Origin of the sequence: Umezawaea beigongshangensis (genome assembly GCF_016464305.1) — a bacterium.
Lineage (GTDB): Bacteria > Actinomycetota > Actinomycetes > Mycobacteriales > Pseudonocardiaceae > Umezawaea_A > Umezawaea_A beigongshangensis.
The window spans coordinates 41,648-55,692 of the sequence record NZ_JAEIOJ010000009.1; the positions used below are offsets into that span (position 1 = coordinate 41,648).

Consider the following 14,045-nt stretch of genomic DNA (forward strand, 5'->3'; position numbering starts at 1 on the left):
GCACCCGGACCAGACACAGATGAGGCAGGCAATCAATAATCCGAGCCGTGCGAGCATGGTTCGCCTCACCGGTTGTTACATATGGTCCTGGGAGCCGGGACGCACGTCCGGCGACACCGAGAAGGAGTCACCATGGACTACCGCAGCTGGGCAGGCCTCGAGATCACCGTCGCGGACGGTGTGGCCACCGTGTCGCTCGACCACCCGCCCCTCAATCTGATGGACGGCGTGCTGCTGCCGTCGTTGCGCGGGTTCGTGCATCAGGTGCGCACCGATGCGGACGTTCGGGTGATCGTGTTCCAGAGCGCCGATCCGGAGTTCTTCAGCGCTCACGGCGACATGGCCTACCTCACCGACCCGGAGGCCCTGCCCGCCGCCACCCGGGCCGCGATCGACGCCGCGCCGGGCGCCGTGATCCCCGAGGGCCTGAACATCCTCCAGGCCACGGGAGCGGAGGTCCGCGACCTCCCGCAGGTCACCATCGGCAAGGTGGCCGGTCTCGCCCGTGGCGCCGGCAACGAGTTCCTGATGTTCCTCGACATGCGGTTCGCCGCGATCGACGCATCGGGGCAGGCCCAGCCCGAGTCCACCCTGGCGATCCTTCCCGGGGGCGGCGGCACGGTGAACATGGCCCGTCTGCTCGGCCCTGCCCGGGCTCTGGAACTGCTCATCGGCGGCCAGCTCGTCGGCGCCGAAGTGGCCGAGCGCTACGGCCTGGTGAACCGGGCTCTGCCCGCCGACGAGATCGACGCCTTCGTCGACACCCTGGCCCGCCGGATGGCGGGAGTACGCCCCGAGGTCGTCGCCGCGATCAAGGCCACCGTCAGGGCCGCGACCCCGCCCGCCCCCGACACGGCCTACGCCGTCGAAAACGCCTCCCTGTACTCACTGTTCACCGAGGACATGGTCGAGGTCGCCCGCAAGCATCTGGCAGCGGGCGTGCAGACCCGTGAGGGCGAGCGGGATCTCGAGGGACTCGTCGACAGCCTGTCGCCCGGCTTCCGGCACGCAGCTCAGCAGTAGCCCTCACGTCCCGGAAGCGACGGCGTCCGTCGCGGATCCGGCCAGATGTCCCCGAACCGATGGGCACCGGCAGGTCACGGCCGGACCGCCCGGTGCCGCCGTCGTACCCCGGTACTGCGGGAGGGACCGGATCCCCTCCCCCGGTACCACGTTTCGCCGCGGGCCCGCCCCCGGTGTGAAGGGTGAACGGACCGGGCTGTCCGGTCCGGAATCCCAGGGGACGAGCACATGATCGAAGCACTCCAGCTGACGAAGCGGTACGGGGTGGACACCGCGGTGGACGGCTTGGACCTCACCGTCCGCCCAGGCGCGGTCACCGGATTCCTCGACCCCAACGGCGCGGGCAAGTCGACCACGATGCGGATGATCGATGACGCTCGGGTTCTCGCGGTTCCTGACTGCGACGACGATCCCGTCGCGGCAGGCCGGCGACATCCTGTCCGGCATGTGGCAGCTGATCAACGGGATCGGGCGGGTCGCCCGCTTGCTCCCCGGACACTGGCCACTCGCGTTGAACTGCGGCGTGGCGAGGGTGGACGGTGAGGCTTCCGTGCGGCGCGGAGCGCATGGCCGGCCAGGTGGGTCCACGCGCCGCACCACCGTCGGTCGTCCAGAACGTTGATCCCGTGTGCTCAAGACGTTTCGCCATCCGGGTCGCAGGCGTGCCGGCGAACCAGGCCGCAGTGGAAGGCGTCCTGCACGTGTGTGCACCGGACTCAGCTGGAACCGGCTGCCCCGGTCGACGCGCTGCCGCCCCGCCCCGCGACCTCATCGCCCCGGGTGACGAGGTGTGGCTGGGCCCCAGGTCACCGACGCCCACGTGCAGCAGGAAGTCGTCGCCGCCCGCGAGCACGAACACCGCCACGACCTCGGGCGTGGCCAGCGCCTCGTCGCGGAGCTGGCCGACCAGCGCGCGGATCTGCGCGAAGACCGGTGCCTGCACCGACCGGCCCGGTGACGCGAGGTCGACGTCGGTGTGGAAACCGGTGATCAGGCCGCGTGAGCGCAACCGGCGGATGTGTTCGGAACAGGTGGAGGCGGCCACCCCCACCATCTCAGCGAGTTCGCGCACGGGGATGCGCGCGTCCTGATGCGGGGCACGCACCAGCTGCCGGTCGACCCGATCCATGTTCGAATTCCCGATCACGCATCGCCATTGCCTCAACCGCGACCGCCGGGTGGCGGCCTGCAAACGCAGGCCGCCACCCGGTGGTTGATTCATTCAATCCGTCACGGTCTACGCCTCGACGACCTGACGTCGTGGTCAGCTGGCGTCGTTGCCGCTGCTGAAGCCGTTGACGTACCTCTGGTTGATGTTGGTTTCGCCGACGTTGGAAAAGCAGCGCCCGGCCCCGCGCGCCGCCCCGGCTCCTGAAAATCGACGACGAAACATCCGCTCTTGAAGAAGCTGACGATGTTCACCTCGTTAATCGCACGAGTCGGAGTTGCGCCGACGACTCCGATGGCCGGCGCGGCTGAGACGGCGGCGGCAAGACGACGTTGCGCAGAATTCCTCTTGCACTGCTCCTGTTTCGCGATCCCAACTCCTCCGTGCCCGACGGACCGGCTGAGGTCGCTGCGGATCTGACGCCCCTCAGAGGATCTGAATCTCGTCCAACTTCACTCCGCCGGGGGTGTTCGGCCAGGTGAAGGAGGTCCACTGTCCGATCGCGGTGGCCGGCCGCCACTGCCCGTCGCCGTACCACTTGGCGCGATTGTTCCCCGTCCAGATCTCGGTGACCCAGACGCTCCGGCCGAACTGGTCGTAGATACGCCAGGATCCGGCGTTTGCGAAGCAGTCCGTGTAAGTGCCACCAGTGGTGTAGTGGTACTCGACCCGCAGGTATTCACTGTTGCCGCAGGCGACTTTGCCGATTGCCGATGCCGATCCCGCGGGAATCGCGGCTGTCATCGCGAAGGCGGCCAACGCGGCCGCTGCCAACTTCTTCAACTTGTGATTCAACTGACCCTCCGTGCAATTGATGACAACTGGCCGGAAATCGACTGTGGCTGTGTGCTTCAACGACAAGAAGTAGCGACGGGCCGGTGAGAAAATCAGATTGAGCGCACCAGAACCGGCATCGGGTTCTCGCTGGATCAGAAGGGCTTGATGCCGATGTCACGCAGGCAGCGATGGGTCTTGAACTGGATGTCGCGCCCCCTGGGCACCTCGACCAGATCACCGTTGCAGTCCCGGAAGGCGACATCGTTGTTACCGGTGTGGAGGTCCATCATCCAGCTGGTTTCACTGGACGCGCCGGTGAACGAGTTCCACCCCGCGCCGGCGAAACAGTCTTCATGGCGGTAGCCCGAGTTGGTGGTGTGCCAGCCGACCTTCACGAAGTTCGGATCACCACAGTCGACCGCCGCGGCGGAGGCCGCCGGAACCGGCAGCAGGATCGCCCCCAGCGCGGCTACGGCAGCGGCAGCGCTGACGAATTTGCTCTTCTTCATCACCGTTCTCTTTCTTTTGTTCCGGGTGGCCGCTCGGAAGCGGTCGGCCCGCCCTTGTCGGCGGGCCACGGCACAGGTGACGCAGCAGATGCACCCACGACGGGAATCCGGCTATTTCTTCGCTTCGGCGATGACGTGCTCGACGGCCTCGACGGCGATCGCGGGCTGCTTGAGGTAGATGTAGTGATCACTGTCGGCAGCCACGACGGGCTCGCTGCGGCTGGACAGGTCGAGCCATTTCTCCTGCCCCTTGGTCCACGCGTTTTCCAGGGCCTCGCCGTACTGCGGGATCTGCTCGGCGAGGTAGGGCTGTCCGTGCTGGATCACGACGACCGGGATGTCGCCGGCGTAACCCACCTCTCCGTCCTGAACGGACAGCTGTTCCGGATTCTGGCCGGTGTAGCCCGCGACGGCCCCCGCGCGAGCTTCAGCCGCCGGCCCGGTGGCGGACTCCGGGATTCCCGCACCGGTGTCGGCGACGATGGTCGACGGGGTGGCGTCCACCAGGACCAGCCCCCGCGACGCGGTCGCGGTGCGCGGGGGTGTAACGGGCGGCGATCAGGCCGCCCACGGAGTGCCCGGCCAGCACGACCGGGCGGCCACCGGACACGCGGTCCAGCACCCCGGTCAGGACGTTGCCGCTGCTCTCGAGCGTCTGCGGGCCCGGCGGCTGGTCGCTGGCGCCTTCGCCGAGCCGGTCGTAGGAGCAGACCCGGCCCTTCTCGCTCAGTTCCTTCTGGAAGGCGGCCATTTTGTCCAGGCCGTCGCCGAGCCCGGCGAGCAGGACCACGACCGGTCGGCCGTCGACCTGAGTGCCCGAGCAGGACACGTTCACCGACCGGCCCTCGACGGTGATCGCCGTGGTACCGGAAACCTGGCCCTGATCGGCGCTTCCGGCACCGACCGCCGCCGGGGTGCCCTGCTCCGAGGCCTCGTCGCACCCGGCCAGCACCGGCCCGGCCATGACGCACAACAGTGCGGCGACGGCGGTTGCCTTGACATCGCGGAACATCTTTTCTCCAGTAATGGTTTCGACGTGAACCGATCTGGATTTCACGGCCCGAACGCCAGGGGATCGGCGGACTCTTGATCGTCACCACTGAGTGGACACTTGCGCGCAGATCGAGCTCGCGGAGAATGAAGCGCGGCACCCACCGCCGCGAGCATCGACTATACCTATAACTAAGTTAAATTATCGCTGCGGCTCAGTATGCCTGAACCTTGTTAAGGTGTCAACCGTCATCTCCGCACCCCTGGTGGTCGCCCCGGCGTTCCTCCTGCTCCGGCTTGTCGACATCTGCGCGATGCGGCTGCTTCGGCCTGACCGACAGCCTCGACCTCGAGCTCGTCACCCGCGCTCGGCCGGGCCGGGTCGCATGCGCCCCGCCATGTCACAACGTCGCGTCGACGCCCCTCACCGGTCGCTACGTTCGGCTGTCGCCGAGGTCACCTCGCCGAAAACGGGGTTGGAACGCGAAAAACTCGCCCTGCTCGGATCTTCGAATCCGAGCAGGGCGAGTTTCGTCGAATAACCGAACTAAACACTCACGACCCTGACCCCAGCGGGGTCCGGGGTACCGCCCCAACAAGCCACCTGCCGAGCGGAACCAGTGGGCTGAAAGGTCCCTTCAGCCCACGCCGAGCGATGGATCCGGTGCTGTGTCCCTCACCGCAAGAGCACCCGATGGCATTACCCGGCGGAAACCGCACCGCCCCGGCTCGCGCCCAACCCGGTCTGCCGGGCGAACCGGCCCACAGCCAACTCGTACTCCCTCGAGTTCCGGGCATCGGCGCTCAGGGGCGGACGAGCACCTTCCCGACCGCGCCGTTCTCCACAGCCTCTTGCGCCGCGACTATGTCGTCGAGTCCGTAGTCGGAGATGGGCAGCGCGGACAACGCGTTCACCTCGATGGCGGCATTCACCCAGGACAACAATCGCTTGAAATCATCCGGGGAGACGGTGTACATCAGCGCGAACTGAATAGTCGCGTTCGCCACCGCCAACGGCAGAATCGGGATCCTGGGCTGTTCGGACTCCCCGGCGTACACGGCGATCGTGGCATTGGGCGCCAGGACGGCGGCGTCGGTTTCGATGTTCGCCCCCAACGCGACCTCAACGATTCGATCGACACGTCCGACGGATTCCAAAATCCTTTTAGCGACGTTCTCCTCGCGGTAGTTCAGCACGAGGTCGGCTCCCGCGGCACGCGCCAGCTCGCCCTTCTCCGGGGAGCTGACCGTCGTGATCACCCGGGCCCCCGCGTGCTTCGCCAACTCGATGGCGAAGTGCCCGACGGCTCCCGCGCCTCCCGCGACCAGGACCGTCCGCCCACGTACCGCGCTGGGATCGCCGCCGAGGCAGTACGCCGCGGTGAGCGCGGGCACGCCGAGGCAGGCGCCGAGCTCGTCCGACGCGTTGTCGGCGAGCGGAACCACTTTGTCCGCCGGTACCACCACGAACTCCGCGGCCGTGCCGTACGGGTTCTCGGCCGCGGCGAGGTAGAGCCATACGCGTTGACCGACGGCGAGCCCGGTCACCCCAGGGCCGATGGCATCCACCCGGCCGGCGCCGTCGTGGTGCGGAACCTGGAAGTCGTCGGGAGCGCGGCCGGTGAGTCCGGCGCGGGCCTTCCAGTCCGTGGGGTTCACGCCGGAGGCCGAAATCGCGACGCGGACCTCCCCCCACCGGGGTGCGGGCACGTCCAGCTCGACGACCTCGAGCACGTCCCGGGCCGGCCCGGTGGTCCGATAAATTGCTGCCCTCATGCACCTCATGATGCCCGGTCATGGTGGAGCGCGGCACAATCCCGTTGTGGCTTTGCTCACGAATGCTGATGTCGGTTGCTCGTCAAATCCGACGACGGCACGATCGGTGGGCAAGTCGCGTTCGCGAATCTCGACAGCCCCGCTGGACCAGGCCTTGAGCTGGCCGTTCGGCCTGGTGAGCGTCGAGGGCGGGGTCTGGGTTCGACGACACCGCACACGTGCACCAGAGCCTTGTACCTCTGCGATTCACCGACAAACGACGTCACAATTCACGGACACAGCCACCGTTGCGGCGGAGTTGGTCGCACCGTCATCCCCCTCCCTGCCCGGCGGCCAAGAGTGATCATCGCCATACCGGAACCGCTCAGCCAACGAGGTCAGCGGGGGCCATTCGTGAGCAGGACCGACGACCCGGTGGTGACCGACCCCCTGAGCGAGCGCGAAGTCCTCGCCATTCAGCACCTGATCGCCGAGATCGCGTTCGCCTTCGACAGCGGCGGCGGTTGTACCGAACCGGCTGAGCGAACCGCTGGCCGACGACGTTCGGTACCAGAACCCCGGGAAGACGTACCTCCACAGCCTGGCGGAGCTCGTGGACACCCTCGAGAACTCGGCCGACCCCGCGTTGAGCCACCACCTGTCCACCACGGGCGTCCAGCCGGCTCCTGTTGTGCCTGCTCGGTTCCCGTTTCGGCCGAAGCGGGACAAGACGGTGGAAGGGTCGTGGTGCCGATCGACGTGTGAACAGTGAACCCTTGTCATCGTGGTTGGCGGCGGTTCTCGATGTGGTGCGGGACGAGGACGGCCGCGACGATCGCGGTGGCCCGGCGTGGGCTGTCGGTTCGGTCTGGGCGGTGTGTCAGGCGGCTTCGTACTCGTCGGGGGCTGCCCCAGCCGAGGTCCTTCTGGATGCGCTCGGTGTTGTAGAACCCGTCGATGTATCTGCGCGGCAACTGCGACGCCCTGCACACCGCAAGCGGCACGTCCCTGTGGGAACCGGACGTGCAGGCCGTGCTGGCGCGCGCCGGGCCGAGTCCGGGCACCGCCGGACAGGTCACCGCCGCCATCGACCGCGTCCAGCAGATCTGGGCTGCGCCTGCCGCGTGGTGCTGGTGTCCACCACGCGGCTGGTCGCCTCCCCATCCCCGCTGGCAGTGCTTGTCCTGCCGTCGGCCCCGACCGGCCTACCCCTGGGATCGGGTGGCAGCGGATCCAGTTCGGCCCGCTGGGCATCGGTGGTGTCGGACGGATGACGGCCCGTCCTGCGGTGGGGCTGACGGGGAAACCGCCGGAAGATGATGCGGAGCACCTGCGGTAGCAGCACCTGCGAGCACCGCTTCGATGGCACGAGAACTCCTCGCGGCGCGGCGCTCAGCACGCGTGTGATGTGCCGGGAGTTCTTTCGTGTGCGCACCGAAGGGGCCACCGTCCGCATCAGGTGGGTGCGAGCACGTGGAGGACCAGGTTCAGAGGAACAGCGGTACGGGATTGAGGTCCTCGTAGGCCATCGGGCTGCTCAGGCGGCCGAGCTGGACGGGTACGTCGTAGAGCCTGCCGGGTGCGAAGCGCGCCCAGAACCCCCGCATGCCCGGCACGACGACCTTCACCACGGGCAGGCCGATGTCCGGGCGGGTCTGGTCGAGCAGCAGCACGTCCAGATCTGCGCTTTGCAGCCGCTGCTGCACCGTGCGGACGTCGGTCAGCAGGTCGGGCGAGTGCGCGTAGTCGTAGTCGCCGGGTCCGAGCGCGGGTCGCGCGGGGTCGGGCAGCAGGTGCGGTTGGTCGTCGGTCGTGGCCTCGCGGAACCACCATTGCGCGTCGGGGTCGTCCCAGCCGTAGCGGCCGTCTGCTCCGGTGTCCAGGACCGCCGGCATCAGCTGGTTGAGCTCGCTCAGCGCGCGGCGCAGTGCGACGGCGGGGTCCAGGTGCGCGCCGCATCCGAGCACGATCTCCTCGCGCGTGTGGCCGGTGCGCCGGGACAGGGCCACCATCGCGGGCACCCCGATGTCGGAGGTGACGTCGAGCACCCACACCTCGCGACCCAGGCTGGCGTGGACCTGGCGCAGTTCGGCGGTCCACGGGTCGCCGAAGGCGTCCGGGTCGACCGCCGGTTGCCGGGTCCGGTTGTACCACCACAGCGCGACGGCGTCGCGTTCCACCACTTCCAGCATGCCCTGCAGCACCGCGTCCTCCAGGCACCCTCCTGCGGCGTTGCCGTTGGAGTCGGCGAGCACGTACACCGGTCCCGGTTGTGCGGGCACGCCGAAGTACAGCATCGCGGTCGGGAGCAGCCGGTGCTCGCCGCGGGTCAGCGACCACACCGGGGTCCAGTCCAGCACCGCGTCCTCGTCGAAGGGGTCGCAGACGAACTGGAACGCCCCGTGGTGGGTGTTGGTGCGGGCGCGGTCGGTGTACTGGTGGCGGTGGTAGAGCTGGCAGGCGTTCGGGTGCACCGCTGCCTCGCCCAGCGATCGGTAGCTGCCGCGCACCCGTTCCTCGTCGCCGTCGTGGTGGCCGCTGTGCCGCTCCAGCGCCTCGCACAGCGCGCTCACCTCGGCCTGCAGCGGCGTGACGCCCTTGCCGCCGTTGTGGGTCCGCAACGCCGACCGCAGCCGCTGTGCGCCTCGCCGCCCCAGCGCGGTGGTGGGACCGGAGCGGAAAGAGTTGAAGAACGCGGGACCTCGGGGGTCGCGCCGCAGTTCCTTGACCACCCCGGTCACCGGGCTGACGAGGTGGCGGTAGGTGTCGAGCACCTGCTCGGGCGGCAGTGCTCGGTGCCCACCGCCCGTGGTGTGGGCCTTGGCGCGAGAGCACAGGAGCACCGGTCGTCGAGTCCGCTCGCGCACCAGTTCCGGATCGCCGCAGGACGGGCACTGCGGGCGCGGGCGCACCTCGTGGTGCCGGCCGGTCAGATCGCGGCTGTCGAACGTCCACACGGCACGCCGGTCGCGGTGCTGCCCGGCGGTCAGCCACGTGACCGCCTGCAGTGCCACCAGGTTGACCGCGACGGCGGCCAACGGCGGCAGGGTCGCCGCGGGACGGGGCACCGGGCCGGTCAGTCCCAGCGCGCCGAGCACGTGCGCCTCGGCGGGTCGGTTGACCCACAGCCGCGCGGCCAGGCAGTGCCAGCACGCGCCCTGCCCCGGCGTGAAGACCGGCCCCAGCCACACCCGCACGCCCGTCGGCTTGGCCAGCAACCACGGCCGGCCGCAGGCGCGGTGCACCGCGTCGACCTCCGAGAGTTCCTCGGACAGGTAGTCATCGCACAGCACCACTGACAACTCCGCCGCCTCGTCGTCGCCGACCACGACGAGTCCGGCCGTGCGCAGCGCGTGCGCAGCGGCCGAGTCGGCGTGCGCACCCAGCAGCACGACACGGCCGGGCCTCGGGCCGGCCTCGACGGCGTCCACGCCCACCGCGTCCCAGTAGGCCAGAGCTTCGGCACTCGCTCGGAGCGGAGTCGGCGCTCGCAGAGCGAGCAGGCCGGCGTCGGCGAGGCGGGACAGCAGTCCGGCGACCTGCTCGGCCGGGACGTCCTCGGGCAGCTCCCGGCACAGCGCGGCGAAGTCCCTGGTGCCGTCCAGCAGTGGCACCAGGGACTCCAGGTGGGAGCCTCGCAGCGCGGTCGCGCCGTCCTCCGACAGCACGTACACCGCGTCGCCCGGCACCACCGCCGTGCTCAGGTGCCGTTTGAACCCGACCAGCGGTCGCGGTGCGTCGTTCACCCGGCGATCGGCAGCGCCGGGGTCGTGCGATCCGCCGCGACTGCACCGCAGCCGGACACCGGCGCCGGCGGCTCGCCCCAGCACGTGTTGGTCGGTACCGCGACGTTCTCGGCCCCGGTGGTCTGCCATTCGTCGAACAGGTCGACCACCAGCTCCGGCACCTCGGCCGGCCGCACCCCGAACGCAGTTGCGAAATCGTTCACGACAACCCCCTCATCATTGTTTCCCGTTCACCCCTGCCCTCCACAGTGCCCCAGAGGCGGACGGTTGGCCACCCTTCACAGAGCAGACCTCTGACCCGCCACGCCTCTGGCCGCGTCCGGCTGACGCAGGCCCGGGTGGTGCTCGCGCAGTCGGTGGGCGGGGCCGGGTCGGTGGGCCGGTCCGGTTCACCGTTGCCGACGCTGTGGGGTGCTAGGGGCTGTTTGGGCCAGGAGCTGCTCCTCATGCACGTGTGGGACTCGGGCCCGGTGCGCCAGACGGAACTGATCGCGGTGCTGAACTCCGACTCGGCGACCGTCACCGGGATGGTGCAGCGCCTGGAAAAGGCGGGCTCGGTCGAACGGACGCCCGATCCCGTGACGGGAGGGCCACACTGGTGTCCTCCATCTCCGCGGGCGACGCCATGCAGGCAGAGATCGAGCGGATGTGGCACGACCTGGAGACATCGACTGTCGGCGACCTGCCCCGGCACTCTGGCACCGTCGCTGGACCCGCTCGCCAAGATCGAAACCAACCTGGCGGCTGCGCCCGCCAGGTCCTGAAGGCGAGGTGCTCGGCTTGATGTCGACGTTCTGCGGGTGTCGGCCAGCTCAGTCCACAGAGGACGTTTCCAGCGCCGCCACCCGCTCGGTCTCGCGGATCGAGGCCGTCAGCCGCTCGCGCACGTAGCACTTCCACATCGGTCCGATCAGCCGCACCAGCACTCTCGGGCCCGGTTCCGGCGTGAAGTGGTAGGAGCAGCGCATCGCCACGCCACCGTCCAGGACGGGCATGAAGGTCCACGAGCCCTTGGCGCGCTTCACCAGCAGCCGCAGCACGTTGGTGAAATCGGTTACCTCGTAGGCGAAGTGCTGGGGACCCGATGCGGCGCTGATGATCACAACAAGCAAGAGCCCCAGTACGTCCATGGCGATGTGCCGCTTGCGCCCCTTGATCTTCTTGCTCGCATCGACACCCTGGTTGGATGCCATTGACATGGCGACAGGTTTTCGCGCTCTGGAGCCGATGATCGCAGCCGTCGGAGTGGTTTCCCGTTCACGTGCAACACGGATCTGGTCGCGCAGCAGGTCGTGTACCGCCTCGGCGGCGCCGTCGACCTCCGATTTGGCGCAGTAGCCATAAACCGTCTTGCAAGGTGGGAAGCTGCTCGGCTGATATGCCCACGCGATGCCGCTCCGGCGCGTACAGGATCGTGATCACGATCTCCGACAAGTCGTGCACCCGCGCCGCGACTCCGGTCCGCTCCGGGCTGCACGCCACGCCGTCAGCCCGCCTCGATGAACGCCCACTGACGCTGAGGACGCGGGACAGGAACGTCAATCCTGTCGTGCTCAGTCCTCCTGCCCGAACCGGGTGGACCTGCTGGACTCTGCGGCGAGCAGGTCGAGCAGGCCGGGGAACCGGCGGTCGATCGCCGCTCGCCGCAACCGGACCCCCTTCTTGTTCCCGTAGTCGACCTCGCAGAGGAGGCCTGCGTCGCACAGCGTCCGGAAGTGGTGGGTCCGGGTCTGCTTGCTCACCGGGAGGTTGAAGGAGTGGCAGGTGCGCTCTCCGTCGGTCCGGTCCGCAGCCAGTTCGATCATGACGGCGCGTCTGTGGGCGTCGGCGAGGGCGCGCAGGACTGTGCCCAGGTCGAGGTCGTCTCCAGGCATCGCACTCGTCTCCGGCATCACGTCACCCTCTCATAGGTACGACTTGAATCGTACCTCGGCTTGTGCTCAACTTAGGTACGAAGCTTTTCGTACCTAAGTTGGGGTGAACACGTGCAAAGACGTTTGGGGTTCCTCTCCTTGGGCCACTACCAGGACGTGCCGTGGTCGAGAACCCGAACCGCGGCCGACGCGCTGACCCAGGCCATCGAGATCGCGAGCGGTGCCGAACAGATCGGCTTCGACGGCGCCTGGATCCGGGTGCACCACTACCAGCGGCAGTTCTCCAGCCCATGGGCGCTGTTGTCCGCGATGGCGGCGAGGACCGAACGCATCGAGCTCGGGACCGCGGTCGTCGACATGCGGTACGAGAACCCGCTGCTCATGGCCGAACTCGCTGCGGCCGCGGATCTCATCAGCGGTGGCCGCCTCCAGCTCGGTCTGAGCCGGGGGTCGCAGGAACCGCCTCACGGGGATAGGAGTCCTTCGGGTTCCTGCCTGCCGAGGGGCTCGACGCGAGGGAAATGGCGAAGGAGCACGCACGCCGCTTCCGCGACGCCATCGCCGGAGTCCTGATGGCGGTGAGCGATCCGGCCGAGACCGGCACGAGAACACCGCTCGCCCTCGAACCCCGGTCGGACACGCTGCCGCAACGAATCTGGTGGGGGTTCGCGACCCGGCAAAGCGCTCGGTGGGCTGGAGAACAAGGGTTCCACCTGCTGAGCACCACGCTGCTCTCGGGGGACACGGGTGTGCCGTTCGCGCGGTTGCAGGCGGAACAGATCTCCGTCTTCCGCGACGTCTGGCGACGAGCCGGCGAGCCTGACGCCATCGCGGACGACCCGCCGCGGGACGAAGCCGTCCAGGCCGCGGACACGCTGCTGGTCACGATTCCGAACCTGCTCGGCGTGGCGGAGAAGTTGCGGCTGCTCACCACCATCGCCGAGAACGTCGCGCCGGCACCCGACTGGAACAGCACGCCGACGGTCTCGGCTGCTCACTCGTGAATTCAGAGGTCATGACATGGTTTCTCCTGGTGTGCTGATCGTCGGCGCCGGCGTCGCCGGCCCCGCACTGGCCCATTGGATCGCGCGTTTCGGGTGGCGACCGACGGTCGTCGAGCGGTCGAAGGAACTGCGGTCCGGTGGCAGTGCGGTGGTACTCAGGGGTTCGGCACTTCCGGTAGCGGACGAGATGGGCATTTCGCCGCGGCTGCGTGAACTCAGGACGCGCGCGACCCACGTATCGCTCCTGGACGCCGGCGGACGACGGATCGCGCGGTTTCCGCTGAACTCGGACCCGGCGCGAGGGGTGGAGGTCACCCGGTCAGACTTGTCCGCGGTGCTCAACCGCAGAGCGGCCGATGACGCCGAGTTCGTCTTCGACGACACGATCACCGCCATCGAGCAGGACGAATCCGGCGTTGACGTCACGTTCCGGCGGGCCGCGCCCCGCCGGTTCGACCTGGTGATAGGAGCCGACGGCATCCACTCCGCGGTGCGGAGACTGGTGTTCGGCCCGGAACAGGGCTTCACGACCGACCTCGGCATGTACGGGGCGACGGTGCCGTTGGCGCCCGGCGCGATCAACGACCCGAACGACATGATCGTTCTGGGCGCGCCGGGCCGGATGCTGGCACTCCACCCATCGCGGGACACGCCGCTCGTGAACTTCACGTTCCGTGCGGCGCCGGCGCACGAGTACGACCGCCACGACGTCGCGTTGCGGAAGCAGATCGTGGCCGAGGCCTACGCCGACACGGGTTGGCGAGCACCGGAGTTCATCGCCGCCTACCAGGAGCACCCGGCACCCTACTTCGACCCGCTGACCAACGTACGTCTGGCGAAGTGGTCCCGCGGCCGGGTAGCCCTGCTCGGTGACGCGGCGTCCGCCGCAGCACTGCTCGGCGACGGATCCAGCATGGCGATCGCCGGAGCACACGTGCTCTCTCAGGCACTCGCGGCTCATCCGGATGACCACGCACGCGCCTTCCGCGTCTACGAGGCGAAGCACCGGCGGGAGGTGGAGAAACGCCAGCGGCGCGTCAGCCTGCTCGCCTCGTTCATGGTTCCACGAACACGCTATGGACTCGCCGTGCGCAACGCCGTGGCCCGTGCCGCAGGCTTCAGACACAGTCGGCCGACACAACACACGGAACCCGCTTCAGCCGCTTGAACGGGTCTGTCAAACGAGTGGTGTAACTCGG

15 protein-coding genes and 2 pseudogenes are annotated in these 14,045 nt (G+C 68.6%); 7 read left to right on the plus strand and 10 right to left on the minus strand.

Annotated features, from left to right (window positions below):
• Positions 1-132: 132 nt before the first annotated feature.
• From IMZ35_RS21555 to IMZ35_RS30835, 3 genes and pseudogenes are all read left to right on the plus strand, one after another.
• Positions 133-1,023, plus strand: coding sequence for an enoyl-CoA hydratase/isomerase family protein (locus tag IMZ35_RS21555; RefSeq protein ID WP_199442974.1), 891 nt, complete (start codon positions 133-135; stop codon positions 1,021-1,023).
• 228 nt (positions 1,024-1,251) lie between these two features.
• A pseudogene (locus IMZ35_RS31850) lies at positions 1,252-1,392 on the plus strand (ATP-binding cassette domain-containing protein); the annotation flags it as partial.
• Between the two features lie 421 nt (positions 1,393-1,813).
• Positions 1,814-1,981, plus strand: a complete 168-nt coding sequence (locus IMZ35_RS30835) for a hypothetical protein (RefSeq protein WP_229372912.1) — start codon at positions 1,814-1,816, stop codon at positions 1,979-1,981.
• Between the two features lie 39 nt (positions 1,982-2,020).
• Here the strand turns inward: IMZ35_RS30835 and IMZ35_RS31855 are convergent.
• The 8 genes and pseudogenes from IMZ35_RS31855 to IMZ35_RS30855 form a co-directional block, all read right to left on the minus strand.
• Positions 2,021-2,245: pseudogene (locus IMZ35_RS31855) on the minus strand (AsnC family transcriptional regulator); the annotation flags it as partial.
• 372 nt (positions 2,246-2,617) lie between these two features.
• Positions 2,618-2,974 carry a hypothetical protein gene (locus tag IMZ35_RS21565; protein ID WP_199442976.1) on the minus strand — a complete coding sequence of 119 codons (357 nt, stop codon included), beginning with the start codon at positions 2,972-2,974 and terminating at the stop codon, positions 2,618-2,620.
• Between the two features lie 146 nt (positions 2,975-3,120).
• Positions 3,121-3,477 (minus strand): beta/gamma crystallin domain-containing protein, encoded by a 357-nt coding sequence (locus tag IMZ35_RS21570; protein WP_229372948.1) that lies wholly within the window; start codon positions 3,475-3,477, stop codon positions 3,121-3,123.
• Between the two features lie 111 nt (positions 3,478-3,588).
• Entirely contained in the window at positions 3,589-3,981 is a 393-nt protein-coding gene (locus IMZ35_RS30845) for a hypothetical protein (protein WP_229372913.1), read from the minus strand.
• Entirely contained in the window at positions 3,905-4,489 is a 585-nt protein-coding gene (locus IMZ35_RS30850; protein WP_229372914.1) for an alpha/beta fold hydrolase, read from the minus strand. The genes IMZ35_RS30845 and IMZ35_RS30850 overlap by 77 nt, the downstream gene beginning before the upstream one ends.
• 782 nt (positions 4,490-5,271) lie before the next feature.
• The gene (locus IMZ35_RS21580; RefSeq protein WP_199442978.1) at positions 5,272-6,243 is read right to left on the minus strand and encodes an NADPH:quinone reductase; all 972 of its coding nucleotides are present in this window, start codon (positions 6,241-6,243) and stop codon (positions 5,272-5,274) included.
• 1,466 nt (positions 6,244-7,709) lie between these two features.
• Complete coding sequence (locus tag IMZ35_RS21585) at positions 7,710-9,968, minus strand: TOMM precursor leader peptide-binding protein (RefSeq protein ID WP_307868549.1); 2,259 nt, start codon at positions 9,966-9,968, stop codon at positions 7,710-7,712.
• The gene (locus IMZ35_RS30855; protein ID WP_229372915.1) at positions 9,965-10,117 is read right to left on the minus strand and encodes a hypothetical protein; all 153 of its coding nucleotides are present in this window, start codon (positions 10,115-10,117) and stop codon (positions 9,965-9,967) included. Before IMZ35_RS30855 ends, IMZ35_RS21585 begins: the two co-directional genes overlap by 4 nt.
• 297 nt (positions 10,118-10,414) lie before the next feature.
• Between IMZ35_RS30855 and IMZ35_RS32120 the strand changes: the two genes are divergently transcribed.
• Complete coding sequence (locus IMZ35_RS32120; protein ID WP_368857022.1) at positions 10,415-10,732, plus strand: MarR family winged helix-turn-helix transcriptional regulator; 318 nt, start codon at positions 10,415-10,417, stop codon at positions 10,730-10,732.
• Between the two features lie 48 nt (positions 10,733-10,780).
• Here IMZ35_RS32120 and IMZ35_RS21595 read toward each other — a convergent pair whose 3' ends face one another.
• Together IMZ35_RS21595 and IMZ35_RS21600 are read right to left on the minus strand one after the other, a co-directional pair.
• Positions 10,781-11,167 (minus strand): hypothetical protein, encoded by a 387-nt coding sequence (locus tag IMZ35_RS21595; protein WP_199442981.1) that lies wholly within the window; start codon positions 11,165-11,167, stop codon positions 10,781-10,783.
• Positions 11,168-11,521: 354 nt separating this feature from the next.
• On the minus strand, positions 11,522-11,842 hold the full coding sequence (locus tag IMZ35_RS21600; RefSeq protein WP_229372916.1) for an ArsR/SmtB family transcription factor: 321 nt from the start codon (positions 11,840-11,842) through the stop codon (positions 11,522-11,524).
• 111 nt (positions 11,843-11,953) lie between these two features.
• Here IMZ35_RS21600 and IMZ35_RS30860 point away from each other — a divergent pair, with 111 nt between their 5' ends.
• The 3 genes from IMZ35_RS30860 to IMZ35_RS21610 are packed head-to-tail and all read left to right on the plus strand — an operon-like array spanning position 11,954 to position 14,014.
• Positions 11,954-12,415, plus strand: coding sequence for an LLM class flavin-dependent oxidoreductase (locus IMZ35_RS30860; protein ID WP_307868551.1), 462 nt, complete (start codon positions 11,954-11,956; stop codon positions 12,413-12,415).
• Positions 12,415-12,846 carry a hypothetical protein gene (locus IMZ35_RS30865; protein ID WP_229372917.1) on the plus strand — a complete coding sequence of 144 codons (432 nt, stop codon included), beginning with the start codon at positions 12,415-12,417 and terminating at the stop codon, positions 12,844-12,846. Before IMZ35_RS30860 ends, IMZ35_RS30865 begins: the two co-directional genes overlap by 1 nt.
• A 31-nt stretch (positions 12,847-12,877) precedes the next feature.
• Entirely contained in the window at positions 12,878-14,014 is a 1,137-nt protein-coding gene (locus IMZ35_RS21610; RefSeq protein ID WP_307868553.1) for an FAD-dependent monooxygenase, read from the plus strand.
• Positions 14,015-14,045 lie beyond the last annotated feature (31 nt).